Source organism: Flavobacterium endoglycinae, from assembly GCF_017352115.1.
Lineage (GTDB): Bacteria > Bacteroidota > Bacteroidia > Flavobacteriales > Flavobacteriaceae > Flavobacterium > Flavobacterium endoglycinae.
The window spans coordinates 5,409,646-5,428,937 of record NZ_CP071448.1 but is presented as its reverse complement, the minus strand read 5'-3'; the positions used below and the strand labels follow the sequence as shown (position 1 = coordinate 5,428,937).

Annotated in this window: 18 protein-coding genes; 11 read left to right on the top strand and 7 right to left on the bottom strand. The window is 32.3% G+C overall.

Going from position 1 to position 19,292, the window contains the following annotated elements; all coding sequences use genetic code 11:
• Positions 1-79: 79 nt before the first annotated feature.
• The 3 genes from J0383_RS23375 to J0383_RS23365 all read left to right on the top strand — a co-directional run bounded on the left by J0383_RS23375 (position 80) and on the right by J0383_RS23365 (position 3,867).
• Positions 80-706, top strand: a complete 627-nt coding sequence (locus J0383_RS23375; protein ID WP_207296358.1) for a transposase — start codon at positions 80-82, stop codon at positions 704-706.
• The gene (locus tag J0383_RS23370; RefSeq protein WP_207296357.1) at positions 703-2,763 is read left to right on the top strand and encodes a M1 family metallopeptidase; all 2,061 of its coding nucleotides are present in this window, start codon (positions 703-705) and stop codon (positions 2,761-2,763) included. The genes J0383_RS23375 and J0383_RS23370 overlap by 4 nt, the downstream gene beginning before the upstream one ends.
• 198 nt (positions 2,764-2,961) lie before the next feature.
• The gene (locus J0383_RS23365; protein ID WP_207296356.1) at positions 2,962-3,867 is read left to right on the top strand and encodes a patatin-like phospholipase family protein; all 906 of its coding nucleotides are present in this window, start codon (positions 2,962-2,964) and stop codon (positions 3,865-3,867) included.
• Between the two features lie 73 nt (positions 3,868-3,940).
• Here J0383_RS23365 and J0383_RS23360 read toward each other — a convergent pair whose 3' ends face one another.
• The gene (locus tag J0383_RS23360) at positions 3,941-4,462 is read right to left on the bottom strand and encodes a DUF7935 family protein (protein ID WP_207296355.1); all 522 of its coding nucleotides are present in this window, start codon (positions 4,460-4,462) and stop codon (positions 3,941-3,943) included.
• Positions 4,463-4,585: 123 nt separating this feature from the next.
• Between J0383_RS23360 and J0383_RS23355 the strand changes: the two genes are divergently transcribed.
• From J0383_RS23355 to J0383_RS23340, 4 genes are all read left to right on the top strand, one after another.
• Complete coding sequence (locus tag J0383_RS23355; RefSeq protein WP_207296354.1) at positions 4,586-5,353, top strand: sulfite exporter TauE/SafE family protein; 768 nt, start codon at positions 4,586-4,588, stop codon at positions 5,351-5,353.
• A 100-nt stretch (positions 5,354-5,453) separates the two neighbouring features.
• Positions 5,454-5,753: a hypothetical protein gene (locus J0383_RS23350; RefSeq protein WP_207296353.1), complete on the top strand. Its 300-nt coding sequence runs from the start codon at positions 5,454-5,456 to the stop codon at positions 5,751-5,753.
• Positions 5,754-6,282: 529 nt separating this feature from the next.
• Positions 6,283-8,619: an ATP-dependent helicase gene (locus tag J0383_RS23345; protein ID WP_207296352.1), complete on the top strand. Its 2,337-nt coding sequence runs from the start codon at positions 6,283-6,285 to the stop codon at positions 8,617-8,619.
• 102 nt (positions 8,620-8,721) lie between these two features.
• The gene (locus tag J0383_RS23340) at positions 8,722-9,342 is read left to right on the top strand and encodes an L-threonylcarbamoyladenylate synthase (RefSeq protein ID WP_207296351.1); all 621 of its coding nucleotides are present in this window, start codon (positions 8,722-8,724) and stop codon (positions 9,340-9,342) included.
• Between the two features lie 128 nt (positions 9,343-9,470).
• On the opposite strand, the gene J0383_RS23335 is transcribed toward J0383_RS23340, so the two are convergent.
• From J0383_RS23335 to J0383_RS23325, 3 genes are read right to left on the bottom strand one after another with little or no spacing between them, the layout of a single operon-like run.
• The gene (locus J0383_RS23335) at positions 9,471-10,304 is read right to left on the bottom strand and encodes an OmpA/MotB family protein (RefSeq protein ID WP_207296350.1); all 834 of its coding nucleotides are present in this window, start codon (positions 10,302-10,304) and stop codon (positions 9,471-9,473) included.
• A gap of 34 nt (positions 10,305-10,338) precedes the next feature.
• Positions 10,339-11,358 carry a glycosyltransferase family 2 protein gene (locus J0383_RS23330; RefSeq protein ID WP_207296349.1) on the bottom strand — a complete coding sequence of 340 codons (1,020 nt, stop codon included), beginning with the start codon at positions 11,356-11,358 and terminating at the stop codon, positions 10,339-10,341.
• Positions 11,359-11,366: 8 nt separating this feature from the next.
• Positions 11,367-11,819: a type I restriction enzyme HsdR N-terminal domain-containing protein gene (locus J0383_RS23325; RefSeq protein WP_207296348.1), complete on the bottom strand. Its 453-nt coding sequence runs from the start codon at positions 11,817-11,819 to the stop codon at positions 11,367-11,369.
• A 94-nt stretch (positions 11,820-11,913) separates the two neighbouring features.
• On the opposite strand from J0383_RS23325, the gene holA reads away from it, so the two are divergent.
• From holA to ettA, 3 genes are all read left to right on the top strand, one after another.
• Positions 11,914-12,918: a DNA polymerase III subunit delta gene (holA, locus tag J0383_RS23320; protein ID WP_207296347.1), complete on the top strand. Its 1,005-nt coding sequence runs from the start codon at positions 11,914-11,916 to the stop codon at positions 12,916-12,918.
• A gap of 67 nt (positions 12,919-12,985) precedes the next feature.
• Complete coding sequence (locus J0383_RS23315) at positions 12,986-13,168, top strand: CAL67264 family membrane protein (protein ID WP_207296346.1); 183 nt, start codon at positions 12,986-12,988, stop codon at positions 13,166-13,168.
• Positions 13,169-13,239: 71 nt separating this feature from the next.
• A complete protein-coding gene (gene ettA / locus J0383_RS23310; protein WP_207296345.1) occupies positions 13,240-14,931 on the top strand; it encodes an energy-dependent translational throttle protein EttA in 1,692 nt (563 codons plus the stop codon).
• 160 nt (positions 14,932-15,091) lie between these two features.
• Here the strand turns inward: ettA and J0383_RS23305 are convergent, their stop codons facing one another.
• Together J0383_RS23305 and J0383_RS23300 are read right to left on the bottom strand one after the other, a co-directional pair.
• On the bottom strand, positions 15,092-15,505 hold the full coding sequence (locus J0383_RS23305; RefSeq protein WP_207296344.1) for a thiol-disulfide oxidoreductase DCC family protein: 414 nt from the start codon (positions 15,503-15,505) through the stop codon (positions 15,092-15,094).
• A gap of 290 nt (positions 15,506-15,795) precedes the next feature.
• Positions 15,796-17,961: an endonuclease MutS2 gene (locus J0383_RS23300; RefSeq protein ID WP_207296343.1), complete on the bottom strand. Its 2,166-nt coding sequence runs from the start codon at positions 17,959-17,961 to the stop codon at positions 15,796-15,798.
• A 133-nt stretch (positions 17,962-18,094) separates the two neighbouring features.
• On the opposite strand from J0383_RS23300, the gene J0383_RS23295 reads away from it, so the two are divergent.
• The gene (locus J0383_RS23295; RefSeq protein WP_207296342.1) at positions 18,095-18,760 is read left to right on the top strand and encodes a uracil-DNA glycosylase; all 666 of its coding nucleotides are present in this window, start codon (positions 18,095-18,097) and stop codon (positions 18,758-18,760) included.
• Positions 18,761-18,900: 140 nt separating this feature from the next.
• Here J0383_RS23295 and J0383_RS23290 read toward each other — a convergent pair whose 3' ends face one another.
• Complete coding sequence (locus J0383_RS23290; RefSeq protein WP_207296341.1) at positions 18,901-19,278, bottom strand: DUF4258 domain-containing protein; 378 nt, start codon at positions 19,276-19,278, stop codon at positions 18,901-18,903.
• Positions 19,279-19,292: the final 14 nt, after the last annotated feature.

The following is a 19,292-nucleotide window of genomic DNA, read 5'->3' as shown; positions in this document are numbered from 1 at the left end:
TTTAATAATGTAAACTTACAAATTTCATTCTATTTGTTACTGAAACCTTTGTAACTTTGGAATTTTACAAGCCAAAGAGATGACATTATTTAAAGACAAGTTCAGAACAATTTCAAATAGATTGAAAAATTGGGATTATTCAAGTGAAGCAATTTATTTTATTACAATAGTCACTAAAGGCAGGAAATGCATATTTGGGAATATTGAAGGTGATAAAATGATTTTAAATCATAATGGAAAAATTATAGAAAAAGAGCTCTTGAAATCAATAACTATTCGTAAAAATTGGTTTTTTCACAATTGGGTTATCATGCCAAATCACATTCATTTGTTAATTGAAATTAAAAATAATGAAGTTTCTAACGTAGAGACGCACAGCAGTGCGTCTACCCATAGTATTTCTACGACACAAAATAATGACTCTCATATTTCTTTGACGACAAATAAAGGTGACACGCACTGCAGTGCGTCTCTACAAAACCAATCAGAACCAAAATTGTCCAGAAAACCAAATTCTATTTCATCCTTTATTGCCGTTTTTAAATCACTAACGACCAAACAAATAAATGATATTGATTCCATTTGGCAGGCAAATTATCATGATCATATTGTTCGAAATTATAAAACATTTGAAACAATTTATGATTATATTAAAAATAATCCAATATCTTGGGAGAAAGATTCTATAAATTCAACTTTTCAATGAAATATATTTTCCTTTTTATAACGTCCTTCGTTTTTGCACAACAAACCAAATATGTTGATTTTAAATCCGTTTCAGGGCAACTAACGATATACAGCACTCCAAAAATAATTTCTGGTGAAGTCGATTATACTTTCGAAGTGCTTCAGCCAATCGACACTATCAAAATAGATGGGAAAAACATGGAGTTTACCAATGTTCAGATTGATGGACAAGATGTAATTTTTTTGAATACCACTAAAGAATTACAAATCATAAATAATTTTCAAAAAGGCCTTAAACACTTAACATTTAAATATAATGTAAAACCAAAACAAGCTTTGTATTTTGTTGATATTGAAAACAATGATGTACAAATCTGGACACAAGGGCAGGGAAGATATACCAGTAATTGGTTCCCCAGTTTTGATGATGTAAATGAAAAAGTTATTTTCAATTTAGGGATAACTTACGATAAAGAGTATCAAGTTGTTTCGAACGGTATTTTGAAAAGTAAAACCGAAAAAATTAATCAGATTCATTGGCAGTATGAAATGGAAAAACCAATGAGCTCTTATTTGTTGGTTCTTTCTATTGGTAAATACGATAGAAAAGATTTTCGTTCTAAATCGAAAATCCCGCTTGAGTATTATGTAGAAAACAAAGATTCTGCTCGTTTTGAACCAACTTATCGCTATTCAAAACGCATTTTTGATTTTCTGGAAAAGGAAATTGGAGTTAAATATCCATGGAAAATATTTAGAAATATTCCAGTTCGTGACTTTTTGTACGCCGGAATGGAAAATACCACTGCAACACTTTTTGCAACACGTTACGTGGTTGACGATATTGGTTTTGCTGACCGAAATTATGCAAATGTTGACGCTCATGAATTGGCGCATCATTGGTTTGGAGATTTGATAACTGCCGAAAGCAGCACTCATCATTGGCTTCAAGAAGGGTTTGCTACATATTATGCGTTACTTGCGGAACGCAATATTTTTGGTGACGATTATTTTTATGCCAAACTTTACGATACCGCGCAGCAGATTAAATTTGCTTCTAGAACAGATCATGTTCCGGTTTTAGATGCCAAAGCAAGTTCGCTGACGTTCTATGAAAAAGGCGCATGGACGCTTTTTGTATTACACGAAACCATTGGCGATAAAGCGTTTAAAAGAGCGGTGAAAAATTATCTCAATAAATACGCTTTTAAGAATGTAAATACGCAGAATTTCTTTGATGAAGTCAAAAAAGTAACTGACTTTGATTTGGTTCAGTTTCAGAAAACTTGGCTTGAATCAACGACTTTTGATACGCCAACTGCCAACGCTTTGTTGAGTAAAAACAAAGCAATTCAAGTCCGGTTAGAAGTCGATAAATTAAAGAAAACACCTTTAGCAGACAAAATTGATTTTCTAACAAAAACTCTAGATTCAGATGTTTATTATTCAGTAAAAGAAGCTATTATAGCCCAATTGCAAAATGAAATCTATGAAAGCAAAAAGGAATTGTTATTGAAAGCAATGCATCAGAATAATATTCAAGTACGTCAGACTCTTGCAGGAACTTTGTCCAAAATACCAGAAGATTTTAGAACAGAATATGAAACTTTGCTAGATGACAAATCGTATCAAACACAAGAGATTGCTTTGTTTTATTTATGGAAAAACTTTCCTGATCGTAGAAAAGAATATCTAGATAAATCTAAAAACTGGATTGGTTTTAACGATTATAATTTACGGACTTTATGGCTTTCTTTGGCATTATCAACTCCAGATTATAGTTCAAATCCAGAAGAACTCATTACTGAATTGATTGGTTTTTCGACGACCAAATATGAAGCAACAACACGTCAGAATGCTTTAGAAAAATTGATTGCTTTTAAAATCATTAACGATCAGGTTCTTGTAAATCTTGTAAACGCAACCACACATCATATGTGGCAGTTTTCTAAGTTTGGAAGAGATTCTATCAGAACTTTATTGAAAAATTCAGAAATGCGTGCTTCATTTAATAGAATTTTGCCTAATTTGAACCCCGATGAACAATTTCAGCTGAATCGTTTGTTGAAAGAGTAATTTTTTACTGGAGATCTTGTATGGTGCTGAAGAGAGAGAGATGAAAGAAGCAAGATTAAAGATGAAAGATTATTGAAAGGACGATAGAAATAAGAAATTAAAAGAAAAAAGTAAAAAAAAAGACTTTCTTCTTGATTCTTTCCTCTATTCTCCATTTTCAACCCCAAAACAAAACCAAAAACCTACGTTATACATTTTATGAGAGCATTAGTTATTTCTGGCGGTGGAAGTAAAGGCGCATTTGCCGGCGGAGTTGCGCAATATTTAATCGAAGAAAAAAAACATGAATACGATTTATATTTAGGTACATCGACGGGAAGTTTACTTATTCCGCATCTCGCTTTAGGTCATATTAAGCAAATCCATTCGATTTATACTAATGTTACCATGGCAAGTATATTTAATATTTGTCCGTTTGTAGTTAAAAATAAAGATGGTGTAGATATTGTTACCATTAATCACTTTAATGTACTGCGCCAGTTTTTTAAAGGAAAACGTACTTTTGGAGAAAGCAAAGGCTTAAAAAAATACATTCAGAATAATTTTTCTCTTACTGATTTTAATAAATTGAAAAAGCTTAAAACAGATGTTATAGTTACCGTAACCAATTTTACTAAAAACGAATCAGAATACAAATCTGTAAAAGATTGTACGTATGAAGAATTTTGTGAATGGTCTTGGATTTCAAGTAACTACGTTCCGTTTATGAGTTTAGTGACCAAAAATAACTCTGAATATGGTGATGGTGGATTTTCGAGTCTGGTTCCTATTCGTGAAGCAATTAACCGCGGTGCTACAGAAATAGACGTAATTATATTAGAAACAGAAGTTAATACAAACAAAATGGTTATTGGGAAAAATCCATTTTCATTGATGATTGACTTATTTAGAATTGCCTTAGATCAAGTTGAAAAACACGATATTGCTATTGGAAAACTTATGGCAAATAGCAAGAATGTAAAACTTAATTTATATTATACACCAACAAAACTCACCGATAATGCTTTGATTTTTAATAAAGAAATAATGAAAGAATGGTGGGAACAAGGCTATGAATATGCTCAAAATAAATCGGAAGTTATGAGTGATAACAGAAAACTATAATTTTTTACATTTTAGATTTCAGATGGTGGATTAGCTATAATCTAAAATCTGAAATCTAAAGTCTGCAATATTTTTACCAAAGTTCAGCGACTTCATTTTTGATAAATCCTAAAGCGGCATTACTTGGAGATTGTTTTTCTAATAAATCATTCAAGATTACTTCACGTAATTTGTCTGCATTGTCTACTTTATCGCTCATAGCAGCTTTACGAATCATCTGGATGGTTGCGTTTTTAGCAGTTGTAATGATTGTCCAGCATTCATCAGACATATAAATCTGCTGTGTTAAATTATGTTCGAATTCTTGTTCGATTTGGTCAATTACATAGTTTTCGTAATCATGCTTGTTTTGTGAAATCGGTGAAATTCTAATTAATAATTTCGTCAGATTGATACGTTCTAAAAACAAAGTCATACGTTCGTAAGCTTGTAAACGAATGGGAAGTGATTCTTTATGAGCTTCTCTGTTCAATAAAAAAGCACGTTTTCTGTCATTGTTTTTAATGTGCAGTTCAAAAAAACGATATGCTACCAATCCGGTAATAATTGCAGGCAGTGTATAGCTGGCTAATTCTATAATTCTTGTAAAATCCATTTGAATAATTTTTAAGCAAAAATATACTTTTTAAGGAAAAATCCATTTTAAATTTTTAGTAATAAACAAAAAGGAAGACTTACTTTTGTAACTTGTTTTTTTAGTTACCGAAAAATCTTTTTAATGGATTCGTATATCATTATTTTTCTTTGTTTAGCCGCTTTTGCAGCTGGATTTATTGATGCAATTGTAGGCGGTGGTGGTTTAATCCAGACTCCAATGGGACTAATTCTTTTACCAAATCTTCCAGTTTCGACAGTGGTAGGAACTTTAAAAATTCCTGCTTTTAGCGGTACTGCTTTTGCTGCTTTCCAATACTTGAAAAAAGTGGTTATTCAGTGGAAATTATTAATTATAATGATGTGTCTGGCAGTTCCGTCAGCATTTTTGGGATCGACAATTTTGACTTTAGTAAGTAATGATTTTATGAAACCACTTTTATTGGTCGTTTTGTCTTTATTATTCATTTACACTTACGCCAAGAAAAACTTCGGACAACATGTTGTTAAAGATCATTCGGCAACAACACAAATAATTTATGCGGTTGTCATTAGTGTAATCGTTGGCTTTTATGATGGATTTATCGGTCCAGGAACTGGAAGTTTTTTTGTGGTAGCGTTCATAGCCCTTTTAGGATTTGATTTTCTTCATGCTTCTGCGAATGCTAAAATGGTAAATCTGGCGACTAATTTTGGATCAATTTGTTTATTTATGATAAAAGGAAAAATTATCTGGTCAATTGCAATTCCTATGGCTGTAAGCAATGGATTAGGCGGATGGTTAGGTGCAAAACTGGCTATTAACAAAGGAAACAGCTTTATTAGAATTTTCTTTTTAGTAGTTGTTGTGGGAACTCTGATTCGTTTTGCTTATGATGTATTTTTTAAATGAGATTGTAAGGTTCTGAGATGTTGGATTTTTATATTGCTATACCTTTTCTCATTTTTTTGATTTATATTTGTTGTTTAAACAATATTATTAGTATCAAAATATGATAGAAATAGTTGAGAATTACGAGAAATACATTGATAGTTTACCTGAATTAATCAATAAATCATATTATAAGGCTGAATTTTTTATGCAAAAATTGGGCTTAAAACATGCTACATATTACAGGAAATTAAAATCAAAAACATTCACACATCAGGAAGTTAAGTTGATAACTAAATTATTGTTTCCAGAAGAAATGTTAATTGAAGAATTGAAGAAAGGTGAGGAGGATATAAGAGCTGGCAGAACTATTGATTTTGATGATTTTAAAGAGAGATTAAGAGCTAAGTATAATATCTAAATCGACAGGATTTCTCTTGTTATCCCAAAACAAAATGATATATAAAATTTGACTTTCTATTGTATAGAAAATATATACTTGGTTTGATAACAAGAATTTTCGATAACAAGTTTTTTTATATCTAGAACAAATCTCATTATTTTGAATAATCATTTCTATAGTTGAGATAGTTTTTTCTGAGAAAATTTTTGCTTTTGAATCACTGAATCTCTCAATAATTGATGTATATGTTTTTTCGGCGATTTCCGTTAGTTTTACAATCATTAATTTGCATTAAGTTTTTTACAAATATAATATTTAGGATTTTTCTTTCAAAATATTCAAAAATGTAAATTCTTTATCTTTAGCCCCGATTGAGGCGGTATCCTCGCAGCGTAGCGAAGAAATAAAGCCGAAAGCGGGAAACCATACTTTAAAAAAAGCCTTTTTGTTTGGCTTCAAATTAAAAAACTTAGTGGCTTAGAACCTTAGCAACTTAGTAGCTTATTAAATCATTAATTCTTAATTTTGCATAAAAGGAGAAAATTACATGCAGAAATATATTGACCAGCTCAACGAAGCGCAGAGAGCACCTGTTTTAAAAAAAGACGGGCCAATGATTATTATTGCTGGTGCAGGTTCGGGGAAAACCCGTGTTTTAACAATTAGGATTGCCTATTTAATGCATCAGGGAGTCGATGCCTTTAATATTTTGTCGCTTACGTTTACGAATAAAGCGGCGAGGGAAATGAAACACAGGATTTCGGATATTGTGGGAGCATCTGAAGCCAAAAACCTCTGGATGGGAACTTTCCATTCCATTTTTGCCCGTATTCTTCGTGCAGAATCGGAACTTCTAGGATATCCTTCCAATTTTACGATTTATGATTCTCAGGATTCGGCTAGACTGATTTCTTCTATTATTAAAGAAATGCAGCTGGATCGTGATATTTATAAGCCAAAACAAGTTTTAGGACGTATTTCAAGTTATAAAAACAGCTTAATTACTGTAAAAGCATATTTCAATAATCCAGAATTGATTGAAGCCGATGCTATGTCTAAAAAGCCGAGATTAGGTGAAATCTATCAGCAGTATGTGGAACGCTGTTTTAAAGCCGGCGCCATGGATTTTGATGATTTGCTATTGAAAACCAATGAATTGCTGACTCGCTTTCCAGAAGTTTTAGCAAAATATCAAAACCGCTTTCGATATATTTTGGTTGATGAGTACCAGGATACGAATCACTCTCAGTATTTGATTGTTAGAGCTTTATCAGATAAATTTCAAAATATTTGTGTAGTTGGAGATGATGCGCAGAGTATTTATGCTTTCCGTGGAGCGAACATCAATAATATTTTGAACTTCCAGAAGGATTATGAAGGTGTGGTCATGTTCCGTTTGGAGCAGAATTACCGTTCGACGCGAAACATTGTGGAAGCTGCGAATACGGTAATGGAGCATAATAAAACCAAACTGGATAAAGTTGTTTGGACAGCAAATGAATTTGGACCAAAAATTAAAGTCCACAGAAGTTTAACGGATGCCGAAGAAGGTCGTTTTGTTGCTAGCACTATTTTCGAACAGAAAATGCAAAATCAATTGCATAATGGCGCTTTTGCTATTTTGTACCGTACAAATGCACAATCTCGAGCGATGGAGGATGCGTTAAGAAAACGTGATATTCCGTATAGAATTTATGGTGGTTTGTCTTTCTATCAGCGTAAAGAAATTAAAGACGTTTTATGTTATTTGCGTTTGGTTTTGAATCCGAAAGATGAAGAAGCTTTAATTCGTGTCATCAATTATCCAGCACGTGGAATTGGTGATACAACGGTAGAAAAACTGACTATTGCTGCCAATCATTACAAACGTTCGATTTGGGAAGTAATGGTCAATATTGATAAAATCGACTTAAAGCTGAATGCGGGTACAAAAAACAAATTAAAGGATTTTGTTACGATGATTCAGAGTTTTCAAGTTATCGATCAGAATCAGGATGCTTTTTATGTTACCGATCATGTTGCTAAGAAAACAGGTTTGGTTCAGGAATTAAAGAAAGATGCTACTCCAGAAGGAATGGCAAAAATTCAGAATATCGAAGAACTTTTAAACGGTATTAAAGATTTTACCGAAGGACAAAGAGAAATTGACGGAGCAAGAGGTGCGCTTTCTGAATTTATGGAAGATGTAGCTTTGGCAACAGATCTGGATAAAGATACAAATGATGATGATCGTGTGGCGTTAATGACAATTCACCTAGCCAAAGGATTAGAGTTTTCTCATGTTTTTGTAGTTGGTATGGAAGAAGATTTGTTTCCTAGTGCAATGAGTATGAGTACAAGAAGTGAATTAGAAGAGGAACGTCGTTTGTTTTATGTAGCATTAACTCGTGCAGAGCATCAAGCATATTTAACTTACGCTCAGTCGCGTTACCGCTGGGGAAAATTAACTGATAGTGAACCATCTCGTTTTATTGAAGAGATTGAAGGACAATATTTAGAATATTTAACTCCTGCTGAAAGTAATTATCGCTACAAATCGCCAATTGATGGAGATATTTTTGGTGATGTTGATAAATCAAAACTGAGATTAACAAAACCAGTTGGAGGAACACCGCCTAAACACATTACAGATAATAGTCCGAAACCGGATCTAAATATTAGAAAACTGAAACCAGTTGCTGGAACTAATCCAAATGCTATTGCACCAAATTTGTTTGATGGCAAATTAACCATTGGAAATGTAGTTATGCATGAACGTTTTGGAAAAGGCGAAGTGATTAATCTTGAAGGTGTTGGTCCTGATAGAAAAGCAGAGATTAAATTTGAAGTAGGAGGAATTAAGAAATTACTTTTAAGATTTGCTAAACTGGATGTTATTGGATAGTTAGACTTCTATTAAACTCCTGCACAATAAATATGAAATATGAAAATTTTAATGTGTAATGATTTTAACTTGAAAACTATCTAACTTTAAATAAAAAACAAAATGGCCGAATTTATAAAAATATATCCCGATAAACCAAGCGAAGCTGCGATTGCAAAAGTTGTGAAAGTGCTTCAGAATGGTGGTTTGGTAATTTATCCTACTGACACCGTGTATGGTTTAGGATGTGATATTACCAATTCGAGAGCATTAGAGAAAATTGCAAAAATTAAAGGTGTTAAACTAGAGAAAGCCAATTTCTCGTTTATATGCCATGATCTGAGTAATTTGTCTGATTATGTTCGTCAAATCGATACGTCGACTTTTAAAATATTAAAAAGAGCCCTTCCTGGGCCGTATACTTTTATTTTACCAGGAAATAATAATTTACCAAAAGAGTTTAAGAAGAAAACTACCGTAGGTATTCGTGTTCCAGATAACAATATCATTTTAGAAATTGTCCGCCAGTTAGGAAATCCAGTTGTTTCGACTTCTATTCGTGATGAAGATGATGTAATTGAATATACTACAGATCCCGAACTAATTTTTGAAAAATGGCAGAATCTGGTAGATATGGTTATTGATGGTGGTTATGGAGACAACGTAGGGTCAACAATCATCGATCTTTCAGAGCATGAACCAGTTGTGGTAAGAGAAGGAAAAGGTGATATTGATATTTTGTAAAAAAAATACAGAATTACGTAAAAGCTAAAAAAATATAACTAACTTTATAGTAGTTAAAATTTAGTTAGTTAATTACAATAATAAAAAAAGCAGGTCAATTGACCTGCTTTTTGCTTTTAAAGCTCTTATTATTTAGCTTGTTTTTTCATTTCTTTTTCGATCATATCATAGAACTGGTCGATTTTTGGCATAACCACGATACGAGTTCTTCTGTTACGAGATTTGTTTTCAGGAGTATCATTTGCAACTAATGGTACATATGAACTTCTACCTGCAGCAATTAATTTAGCTGGGTTTACACCAAGGTCATTTGTTAATACACGAACGATTGAAGTTGAACGTTTAACACTTAAATCCCAGTTGTCTAACAAAACACCATTACTTCTGTAAGGTACGTCATCTGTGTGACCTTCAACCATACATTCGAAATCTGGTTTGTCGTTAACTACTTTTGCAACTTTTGCTAAAACAGATTTAGCTTTGTCACTAACTTCGTAGCTTCCGCTTTTAAATAATAATTTATCAGCAATAGAAATAAATACTACTCCTTTTTCAACATTTATTTCGATATCCGGATCGTTGATTCCAACAGCACCTTTTAAACTTGTAACTAATGCTAAAGTTACACTGTCTTTTTTCGTAAGTGCATCCTGAAGTCTTGAAATTTTTAAATCTTTTTCTTTTAAGCTTTCTAAAGATTTTTCAAGATTTTCAGCTCCTTTAGTAGTCAAAACTGTTAAATCTTTAGAGCTGTTTATTAAGTCTTGATTGTGTTGTTTATAGCTTTCAGCTGTAGCTGCTAATCCTGCTTTTTCTTCTAAACAAGAATTTAATTTAACTGTGCAAGAGTTTAATAAATCTTGAATTTCTTTATTCTTAGCTTCTAGTGCTGCGTACTCTTTTTTAGATACACACGAAGTTAAGGCCATTAATACTGATAGTGCGATAACTATTTTTCTCATAGGTATTATATTTAATTAAACGTTGATTACAAATTTAGTTTTTAATATTTTGATTAGTGTTAAAGATTTCTTTAAAAACCCGTAATTTCTTTATATAATAGAGGAAAACGATACTTTTTACAGTATAGTATTGCTGTATTTGAAAATCTTTTCTTTTTTTCAGATACTTTAAAGATAGACAATAAAATGAAAAATGTGCTTTTAAAATCGCAAATGTATGTCCAAATTTTCCTTGTGTAAGAAAACGGATAGCCGCAATTCCATCTAAAATCATTCTGAAGAAAATCACAAAAAACAATCCTTTTTTGGGAAGGTTCTTTACCATCATCAATAGTGAATTCCTGAAATTGAGATATGTCTTTTTAGGATTTCCTTGAGCCAGAGTTGCACCGCCGACATGATAAACAACTGATTTTGAATTGTATTTTATAACATGCCCGCTATTTTGCGCACGCCAGCATAAATCTATTTCTTCTTGATGCGCAAAGAAAGTTTCATCAAAACCACCAAGCTCATGGTACACTTCTTTTCGAATAAAGAAACAAGCTCCCGATGCCCAAAATAGAGGACAAGTATCATCATATTGGCCATTATCTTTTTCGATAGTATCAAATATCCTTCCTCTGCAAAATGGATATCCATATTTGTCTATGAACCCACCAGCTGCGCCTGCGTATTCGAAATATTCTTTGTTTTTATAATCGAGGATTTTCGGCTGAATTATAGCGGTTTGTTTTTCTGTATCGAAAGTTTCAATTATCGGTTTCAGCCAATTTTCGGTAACTTCAATATCAGAATTTACTAATGCATAAAGTTCTGCATCAACATGCTGAAGTGCATCATTATATCCCTTTGCAAAACCGTGATTACCTGTATTTTGTACAATTTTTACAGAAGGAAAATTTTGCTTGATAAAATTGATAGAATCATCCGTAGAGGCATTATCCGCAATATAAATAGTGGCTTCTTCTGAATATTGTATAACCGACGGCAAAAATTGTTCTAACAATTTAACTCCGTTCCAATTTAAAATGACAACTGCTATTTTATCCAAAAGAATTCTTATTTTATAATATTATAATCGGGTAAGCTTGGTAAAAACTGATATTTTTCATTTTCAAAGTCCATTTGACAATAATAATGATTCAGTCCGTTTGTGACATTCAAAAAACGTGCCTGCATTGTCATGTTATAGCGGGCAATCTGGTCAAAAGTTGCTTGTGAAATCCTCACTTCGGGCGCTTTGCATTCTACTAATATATGTATAGAACCATCAGAATTAAATACTACAACATCGTATCTTTTTCTTAACCCATTGACTGTTAAAACTTTCTCTACATTGATGAGCGATTTTGGATATTTTTTCTCATTTATTAAGTAATGAACAACATGCTGACGCACCCATTCTTCGGGGGTAAGAATTATAAATTTTTTCCTGATTTCATCAAAAATAGACACTTTATTTTCGTTATTTTTGAATCGGAAAGTGTAGGTAGGGAAATTAAGTTTTAGCATAAAGCAAAAATATAAAATAGTTTCAGGTTTCAAGTTCAAAGTTTCAAGTTATTGAAATTCGAACCTGAAATCTGAATCTTGAAACAAATTTTAAATGGACGAAGTAATAAAGATTGTTAACGATATCAAAGCGGGAAATATCAAACCTATTTATTTTTTAATGGGTGAAGAACCTTATTATATCGACAAGTTATCTGAATATATTGAGCAAAATGTGCTTGCTGAAGAAGAAAAGGGTTTTAACCAAACGGTTTTATACGGAAGAGATGTTTCGGTTGATGAGATTGTCTCTACGGCTAAGCGCTATCCTATGATGGCTGATCGTCAAGTTGTTATTGTTAAAGAAGCACAGGATTTATCGCGAACAATTGACAAAATTGAATCGTATGTTGATAATCCAATGGAAACGACGGTTTTGGTTTTTTGTTATAAATATAAAACACTAGACAAAAGAAAAAAAGTAACCAAACTTCTAGCGCAGAAAGGAATTGTTTTCGAAAGCAAGAAATTATATGAAAATCAAGTTGGAGACTGGATTAAACGTGTTTTAGCTGGAAAAAAATATACAATTGATCCCAAAGCAAATGCGATGTTGGTTGAGTTTTTAGGAACTGATTTGAGTAAAATAAACAATGAACTTGAAAAACTTCAGATTATTTTACCGCAAGGAACTATGATTACGCCACAGCATATTGAGGAAAATATTGGTTTCAGTAAAGATTATAATGTATTCGAATTACGAAAAGCAATTGGCGAACGAAATCAATTGAAAGCTTATAAAATTGCTGAAAATTTTGCCCACAATCCTAAAGAATATCCGCTGGTGATGACCACAGGTTTGGTTTTTGGATTTTTTGTTCAGCTTTTAAAATACCACGGACTTAAAGATAAAAATCCTAAAAATGTCGCTGCGGCAATTGGTGTGAATCCATTTTTCTTGAAGGAATATGATTTGGCAATAAAAAATTATCCAATGCGAAAAGTCAGTCAGATTGTGGGAGCTTTACGCGATATCGATGTTAAAAGTAAAGGAGTTGGAGCAAATGCACTGCCGCAGTCAGATTTACTTAAAGAAATGCTGTATAAAATATTTAATTAAGCCAGTAAAATTCACGATATTTGCGTTTCTAAAAAATTTTACTACTTCAAAATATTACGATATAATTATGGGAATGAATAAAAATACCGTTTTAGGATGGGCTACTTTCATTATGGTGCTTATGGGGTTACTGCTTATAGGTCTTGGCGCTTTTAGATACAGAGACGTATCCGGCTGGGGATTTGCGGCAACTGGAGTTGGTTTTATTGCTAATGCTTGGGTTTTTAATGCTTTAAAAGGAAGAGTGTAAGCTCAATAGCAATTTTCATAAATCAAAAATTCAACGTAAAAAATAATTAATTTATATAAAGAACATAAAAAATGTCAGACGATAAGAAAGTAATTTTCTCAATGCAGAAATTGAGTAAAACCTATCAAGGAGCAGACAAACCGGTACTTAAGAATATTTACCTTAGTTTCTTTTACGGAGCTAAGATTGGTATTTTGGGTCTTAACGGTTCTGGAAAATCTTCTCTTTTAAAAATTATTGCAGGTGTAGATAAAAACTATCAAGGAGATGTTGTTTTTCAGCCAGGATATACAGTTGGATATTTAGAGCAGGAGCCAATTCTTGATGATTCTAAAACAGTTATTGAAATTGTTCGTGAAGGAGCTGCAGAAACTATGGCAGTTTTAGATGAATACAACCAAATCAATGATTTATTCGGTCTTCCTGAATATTATGAAGATCAGGATAAAATGGATAAATTGATGGATCGTCAAGCGGCATTACAAGATAAAATTGATGCTCTTGGTGCTTGGGAAATCGATACCAAATTAGAAATTGCAATGGATGCATTGCGTACACCAGAAGGTGATACACCTATTAAAAACCTTTCAGGAGGAGAGCGTCGTCGCGTAGCTTTATGTCGTTTGCTATTGCAGCAGCCAGATGTATTGCTTTTAGATGAGCCTACTAACCACCTTGATGCTGAATCTGTACTTTGGTTAGAGCAGCACTTAGCACAATATTCAGGAACTGTAATTGCCGTAACTCACGACCGTTATTTCCTTGATAATGTGGCGGGTTGGATTCTTGAGTTAGATAGAGGAGAAGGTATTCCATGGAAAGGAAATTATTCTTCTTGGCTGGATCAGAAATCAAACCGTTTGGCTCAAGAAGAAAAAGTGGCTTCTAAACGTAGAAAAACTTTAGAGCGTGAGTTGGAGTGGGTTCGCCAAGGAGCAAAAGGTCGTCAGACAAAACAAAAAGCGCGTTTACAGAATTACGACAAATTATTGAATGAAGATCAAAAACAACTAGACGAAAAATTAGAAATTTATATTCCTAATGGACCTCGTTTAGGTACAAATGTTATTGAAGCTAAAAATGTTGCCAAAGCTTTTGGTGATAAATTATTATATGATAATTTAAACTTTACTTTACCACAAGCAGGTATCGTTGGGATTATTGGACCAAACGGTGCTGGTAAATCAACCATTTTCAAAATGATTATGGGAGAAGAAACTACTGATAGCGGAGAATTTACAGTTGGAGACACTGTGAAAATTGCTTATGTAGACCAGTCACACGCGAACATTGATCCGAATAAATCAATCTGGGAAAACTTTGCCGATGGTCAGGAATTAATTATGATGGGAGGAAAGCAGGTAAATTCAAGAGCTTATTTATCTCGTTTTAACTTCGGTGGCGGTGAGCAGAACAAAAAAGTATCAATGCTTTCTGGTGGAGAACGTAACCGTTTGCACTTAGCAATGACTTTGAAAGAAGAAGGAAACGTACTTTTACTGGATGAGCCTACGAACGACCTTGACGTAAATACACTTCGTGCACTTGAAGAAGGTTTAGAGAATTTTGCAGGTTGTGCTGTAATCATCTCTCACGATAGATGGTTCTTAGACAGAATCTGTACACACATCTTAGCTTTCGAAGGAGATTCTGAGGTTTATTTCTTTGAAGGAAGTTTCTCTGATTATGAAGAAAACAAAAAGAAACGTCTTGGTGGTGACTTAACTCCAAAACGTTTGAAATATAGAAAATTAATTAGATAGTAATCTATCTGAAATTTCAATAAAAAAATCCCAAATTACAATTTTTGTGAATTTGGGATTTTTTATTAATATGTTTTTCGCGTTTAGTTTTTCTTTCCTAGGAACAAGTAGTCTTTCGCAAGAATTCCACAAAGCTTGGAATTTGGAATTTTGGGATTTTCTACAGAAACTTGGCTTTCAATTCTGGAGTAGGAATCATGCAGCTTTCTTTTTTGCCGTACCATTTGTATCGATTTTTTGCAATATAATCGTAAAAATAATTTCGTAGTTTTTCGGGTAAAATTTTAAAAGCTGAAATTAAGCTGTAAATTCCGCCTAGATCATTTCCAATTTCTATAACAGCTGTTGATTTGTAATAGTAAGCAACACCTGGATTGTATAAAATGATACTGTCAATTTTATTTTGATCGACACCAATATAATTACAAATTTCTTTTCCTAATTCAGACTGCAACGATACAAATCGAAAAATATCCTTTTTATCATGCTTGATAATAAACTGAACAGCGCCATCACACAAGTTACAAACACCATCGAAGAGTACTATTTTTTTATTTTTTGGAAGATTTTCCATTTTTTCACCATTTGTAATACGTTTTCTAAAGCTTTAAATTTTAAGAAACTATATATTTACTCAAAAAAGCAGAGTTTTATATTAATTATTGTTTGTGTTTATTTAAAAAATAAAATCAATAAATTTTATATATAAAAATCGACTTTCATAAATCGATTTTAAGCGATTTTTAAAAATTTACGACCTTATTTATTGTAAAAAATAAAATATGTTCTTATATCGAGATTATTTGAATTTTGCCGTTTTTTAGTTCAATTTTATGACTAAAACTGTAATTGAAAATGAAATCTTTATTTTTTAACAGCTTCAACTAATTCTAATTCGTCTAAACTAACTTTGGAAGTAAAAATGCCGTAATTTACTGTTGCTTTATTTTTTTCGATTAAATCGATACTTCCAACAGATCTTCCGTCAAGCATTCTTACTCGGTCACCAACTTTTAAAATTGGTTTTGGTTTTTCTACAACTGGTTTCAGTTTCTTCTCTTTTTTCTCTTTTCGAATTTCTTCGACTTTTACTTGAACTTCAGCAATAATCTCTTTTTGTTTTTCAACTTTTGCTTTGACTTCTTTTGGAGTTGCTTTTTTACGCTTCGAATTTTCAATCTCAACAATTTTCAAAAATTCACCAATAAGTTCTTTCTTGTTTTTATTGTTGAAATATTTCTCAGCAATATCATCAATTTTTTGTCCGATGTAAATGATCTTCTGATTACTGTCGTATAATTCTTGATAGCTTTCCAGTTTCTGCTGAATTCTAGTATTGATGTTTTCCATCTTTTTACTTTCTTCCCGAGCTCTGGTTTCTTCTTCTTTTAAATTTAAAGAAGTTTTTTCCAGTTTCGATCTTTCTTTTTGAAGCGTTGCAATGGTTTTATCAAAACGAACTTTTCCAACTTCGATTTTCTTTTTGGCACGATTGATCAATCCAAACGGGATTCCATTTTTCTGAGCTACTTCAAAAGTAAACGAACTTCCGGCCTGGCCTAAAGCCAATTTGTACATTGGTTCAAGTGATTTTTCGTCGAACATCATATTCGCATTTGTTGCGTATGGTAATTCGTTTGCCAGAATTTTTAAATTGGAATAATGTGTTGTGATAATTCCAAAAGCCTCACGGTGATAGAACTCTTCTAAGAAAATTTCAGCCAAAGCTCCACCTAATTCAGGATCAGAACCCGTACCAAATTCATCAATTAAAAACATGGTTTTTCTATTACATTTCTTTAAAAAGTAATTCATGTTTTTTAATCGGTAGCTGTATGTACTCAAATGATTTTCAATAGATTGATTGTCTCCAATATCCGTTAAGATTCTATCAAACAAAAAAGTCTCGCTTCTTTCATGAACTGGGATCAAAATTCCTGACTGCAGCATTAATTGTAATAATCCAACTGTTTTTAAGGAAATGGTTTTTCCTCCGGCATTTGGTCCAGAAATGACAATAATTCTATTTTCTTGTTTCAGCTCAATGGTCTGCGGATGCGTAACTTCTTGTTTTTGTTTGTTGTTCAAATACAAAATTGGGTGATATGCTTCTCTAAAAAATAATCTTCTTTCTTCTGTAATAGTTGGCAAAAGACCATTAATTCGATTTGCATATTTTGCTTTTCCAGCAACTACATCAATATCACTTAAAAAATCTTGATATTCAATTAATAATGGTAGATACGGACGAATTACATTCGATAAATTTTTTAAAATTCTCGTAATTTCTTCTTTCTCTTCGTATTCTAAATTGGCTAATTCTCTTGAATATTTTAAAGTAGCTTCAGGTTCTATATAGGCAATACTTCCAGTTTTTGAACTTCCTAAAATAGAGCCTTTTACCTTACGGCGGTACATGGCTAAAACCGCTAAAACCCTGCGGTTCTGTACAAAGCTTTCTTTAATATCGTCCAAATATCCTAAGCCATTGTATTGCGTTAAAGCCACGCCAAAACTTTGGTTTACTTTACCGCGAACTAGGTTCATGTTTTGTCGAATTCCAGAAAGAGCAGGAGAGGCATTGTCTTTTATTTCTCCATATTTATCTACAATCGCATCAATTGCTGTGATAATATCTTTTGTCAATTCTACACGAGAAGCTCTTGCATTGATGTTTGGATAATAATCATCAAACTTTTTCAGGAAATTTAATAAGACATTTGTTGTTGCAGAAAGGTTTGCTATTTTTCTAAAACTTCCTACTTCAAGAAAACTATCTTCAATAGCTAAAAACTTAATTTCGTGCGTGATCGCGTCAAATCCATGATTTGGAATTGCGTTATTATTTTGAAAAGAAGATACATACTCTGACGTCTGCATCAAAGCCTGCATTAATTCTTCTTTATCTCTAAAAGGTTTTATTTGTAAAGCTTTTTCTTTTCCAATATCAGTGTTACAACCATCTGAAATGGTTTCGAGTACAGTTGGAAATTGTAAGTCTTGTAATGTTTTTTCGGTAATACTAATCATTTAATTTCTTTAAGAAAGTACACGCAAAAGTACAAAAACATAATGATTGAATTCTACTAGTTCGTGTCTAAATTTTATTGTGAGTAAATATGATTTTAACTAATAATTGCTGATATTCGCTAAAAAAAATATTATGGACGTAAAAATGCATTCTTCATGGAAACCAGTTTTAAATGAAGAATTTCAAAAACCATATTTCAGCGAATTAATTTCATTTGTGAAATCTGAATATACTACTAAAGTTTGTTATCCAAAAGGGAATCAGATTTTTTCTGCTTTTGATCATTGTCATTTTGATGATGTAAAAGTTGTTATTATTGGACAAGATCCTTATCACGGACCCAATCAAGCAAATGGTTTGTGTTTTTCTGTAAACGACGGAATTCCATTTCCTCCTTCTTTATATAATATTTTTAAAGAAATTGAAACGGACTTAGGAAAACCAATGCCAAAAACGGGAAACTTGGAACGCTGGGCAGATCAAGGTGTTTTTCTTTTAAATGCTACTTTAACTGTTAGACAATCTGAAGCTGGAAGCCATCAAGGAAAAGGTTGGGAAAAATTTACTGACGCTGTTATTAAACAAATTTCTGCCGAAAAAGAAAATGTTGTTTTCTTACTTTGGGGAGGTTTTGCTCAAAAGAAAGCGGCTTTGATTGACGCTTCAAAACATCATATTTTAAAATCAGGACATCCTTCGCCTTTAAGTGCTAATCGAGGTTTTTGGTTTGGGAATAAACATTTTAGTCTCGCCAATGATTTTTTAAAATCAAAAGGTTTGCCGCAGATTGAATGGTAATATAAAAGAAGGTTCTATTTTATTCTAATAATCTAGAACCTCAAATTTACCATCCGCTATTGTAAAAATACTTGAGTCAACAGTACAGTTTTCTAGAAGTCTCAGGTTTTCTTCAACACAGAGTATAGAATTAAGTAAAATTATTTTTTGATAATTTCTTCTAAAATTGCTTTGTTTTCGTAGTTGATTATTTTTAGAATAATTTCCTGATTTTTAACTGTTTTTCCTTCAATCACATATAACTTCCCTTTTTTATAAGGAACATTACTTTGATCAAAATCAACATCGCCATAGGTCAGTGTGTTTATGATGTCATTTTTATTGATCCAGTTTTCGCTTAATGCTTTTTTTGCCTGATCTGAATATTCAAAAGAAGATTTTGTCTTAATATTATTTAAAACTCTAGCATTTGGGAAATAGTTGCAACGAGTGTCTTTACCACTAAAAACAAGGGCTACAAAAAAGCACCCCATCACTAAACCAATTAAATAATATGCAAAACGATGTACAAATTTCATGAAATAATTTTTTG

Coding starts and splice junctions, on each gene's coding strand:
- J0383_RS23290 (WP_207296341.1), bottom strand. CDS start 19,278: ATGAAATTTGTACATCGTTTTGCATATTATTTAATTGGTTTAGTGATG.
- ettA (WP_207296345.1), top strand. CDS start 13,240: ATGTCAGACGATAAGAAAGTAATTTTCTCAATGCAGAAATTGAGTAAA.
- J0383_RS23350 (WP_207296353.1), top strand. CDS start 5,454: ATGATAGAAATAGTTGAGAATTACGAGAAATACATTGATAGTTTACCT.
- J0383_RS23345 (WP_207296352.1), top strand. CDS start 6,283: ATGCAGAAATATATTGACCAGCTCAACGAAGCGCAGAGAGCACCTGTT.
- J0383_RS23370 (WP_207296357.1), top strand. CDS start 703: ATGAAATATATTTTCCTTTTTATAACGTCCTTCGTTTTTGCACAACAA.
- holA (WP_207296347.1), top strand. CDS start 11,914: ATGGACGAAGTAATAAAGATTGTTAACGATATCAAAGCGGGAAATATC.
- J0383_RS23335 (WP_207296350.1), bottom strand. CDS start 10,304: ATGAGAAAAATAGTTATCGCACTATCAGTATTAATGGCCTTAACTTCG.
- J0383_RS23360 (WP_207296355.1), bottom strand. CDS start 4,462: ATGGATTTTACAAGAATTATAGAATTAGCCAGCTATACACTGCCTGCA.
- J0383_RS23295 (WP_207296342.1), top strand. CDS start 18,095: ATGGACGTAAAAATGCATTCTTCATGGAAACCAGTTTTAAATGAAGAA.
- J0383_RS23305 (WP_207296344.1), bottom strand. CDS start 15,505: ATGGAAAATCTTCCAAAAAATAAAAAAATAGTACTCTTCGATGGTGTT.
- J0383_RS23340 (WP_207296351.1), top strand. CDS start 8,722: ATGGCCGAATTTATAAAAATATATCCCGATAAACCAAGCGAAGCTGCG.
- J0383_RS23325 (WP_207296348.1), bottom strand. CDS start 11,819: ATGCTAAAACTTAATTTCCCTACCTACACTTTCCGATTCAAAAATAAC.
- J0383_RS23300 (WP_207296343.1), bottom strand. CDS start 17,961: ATGATTAGTATTACCGAAAAAACATTACAAGACTTACAATTTCCAACT.
- J0383_RS23365 (WP_207296356.1), top strand. CDS start 2,962: ATGAGAGCATTAGTTATTTCTGGCGGTGGAAGTAAAGGCGCATTTGCC.
- J0383_RS23355 (WP_207296354.1), top strand. CDS start 4,586: ATGGATTCGTATATCATTATTTTTCTTTGTTTAGCCGCTTTTGCAGCT.
- J0383_RS23315 (WP_207296346.1), top strand. CDS start 12,986: ATGGGAATGAATAAAAATACCGTTTTAGGATGGGCTACTTTCATTATG.
- J0383_RS23375 (WP_207296358.1), top strand. CDS start 80: ATGACATTATTTAAAGACAAGTTCAGAACAATTTCAAATAGATTGAAA.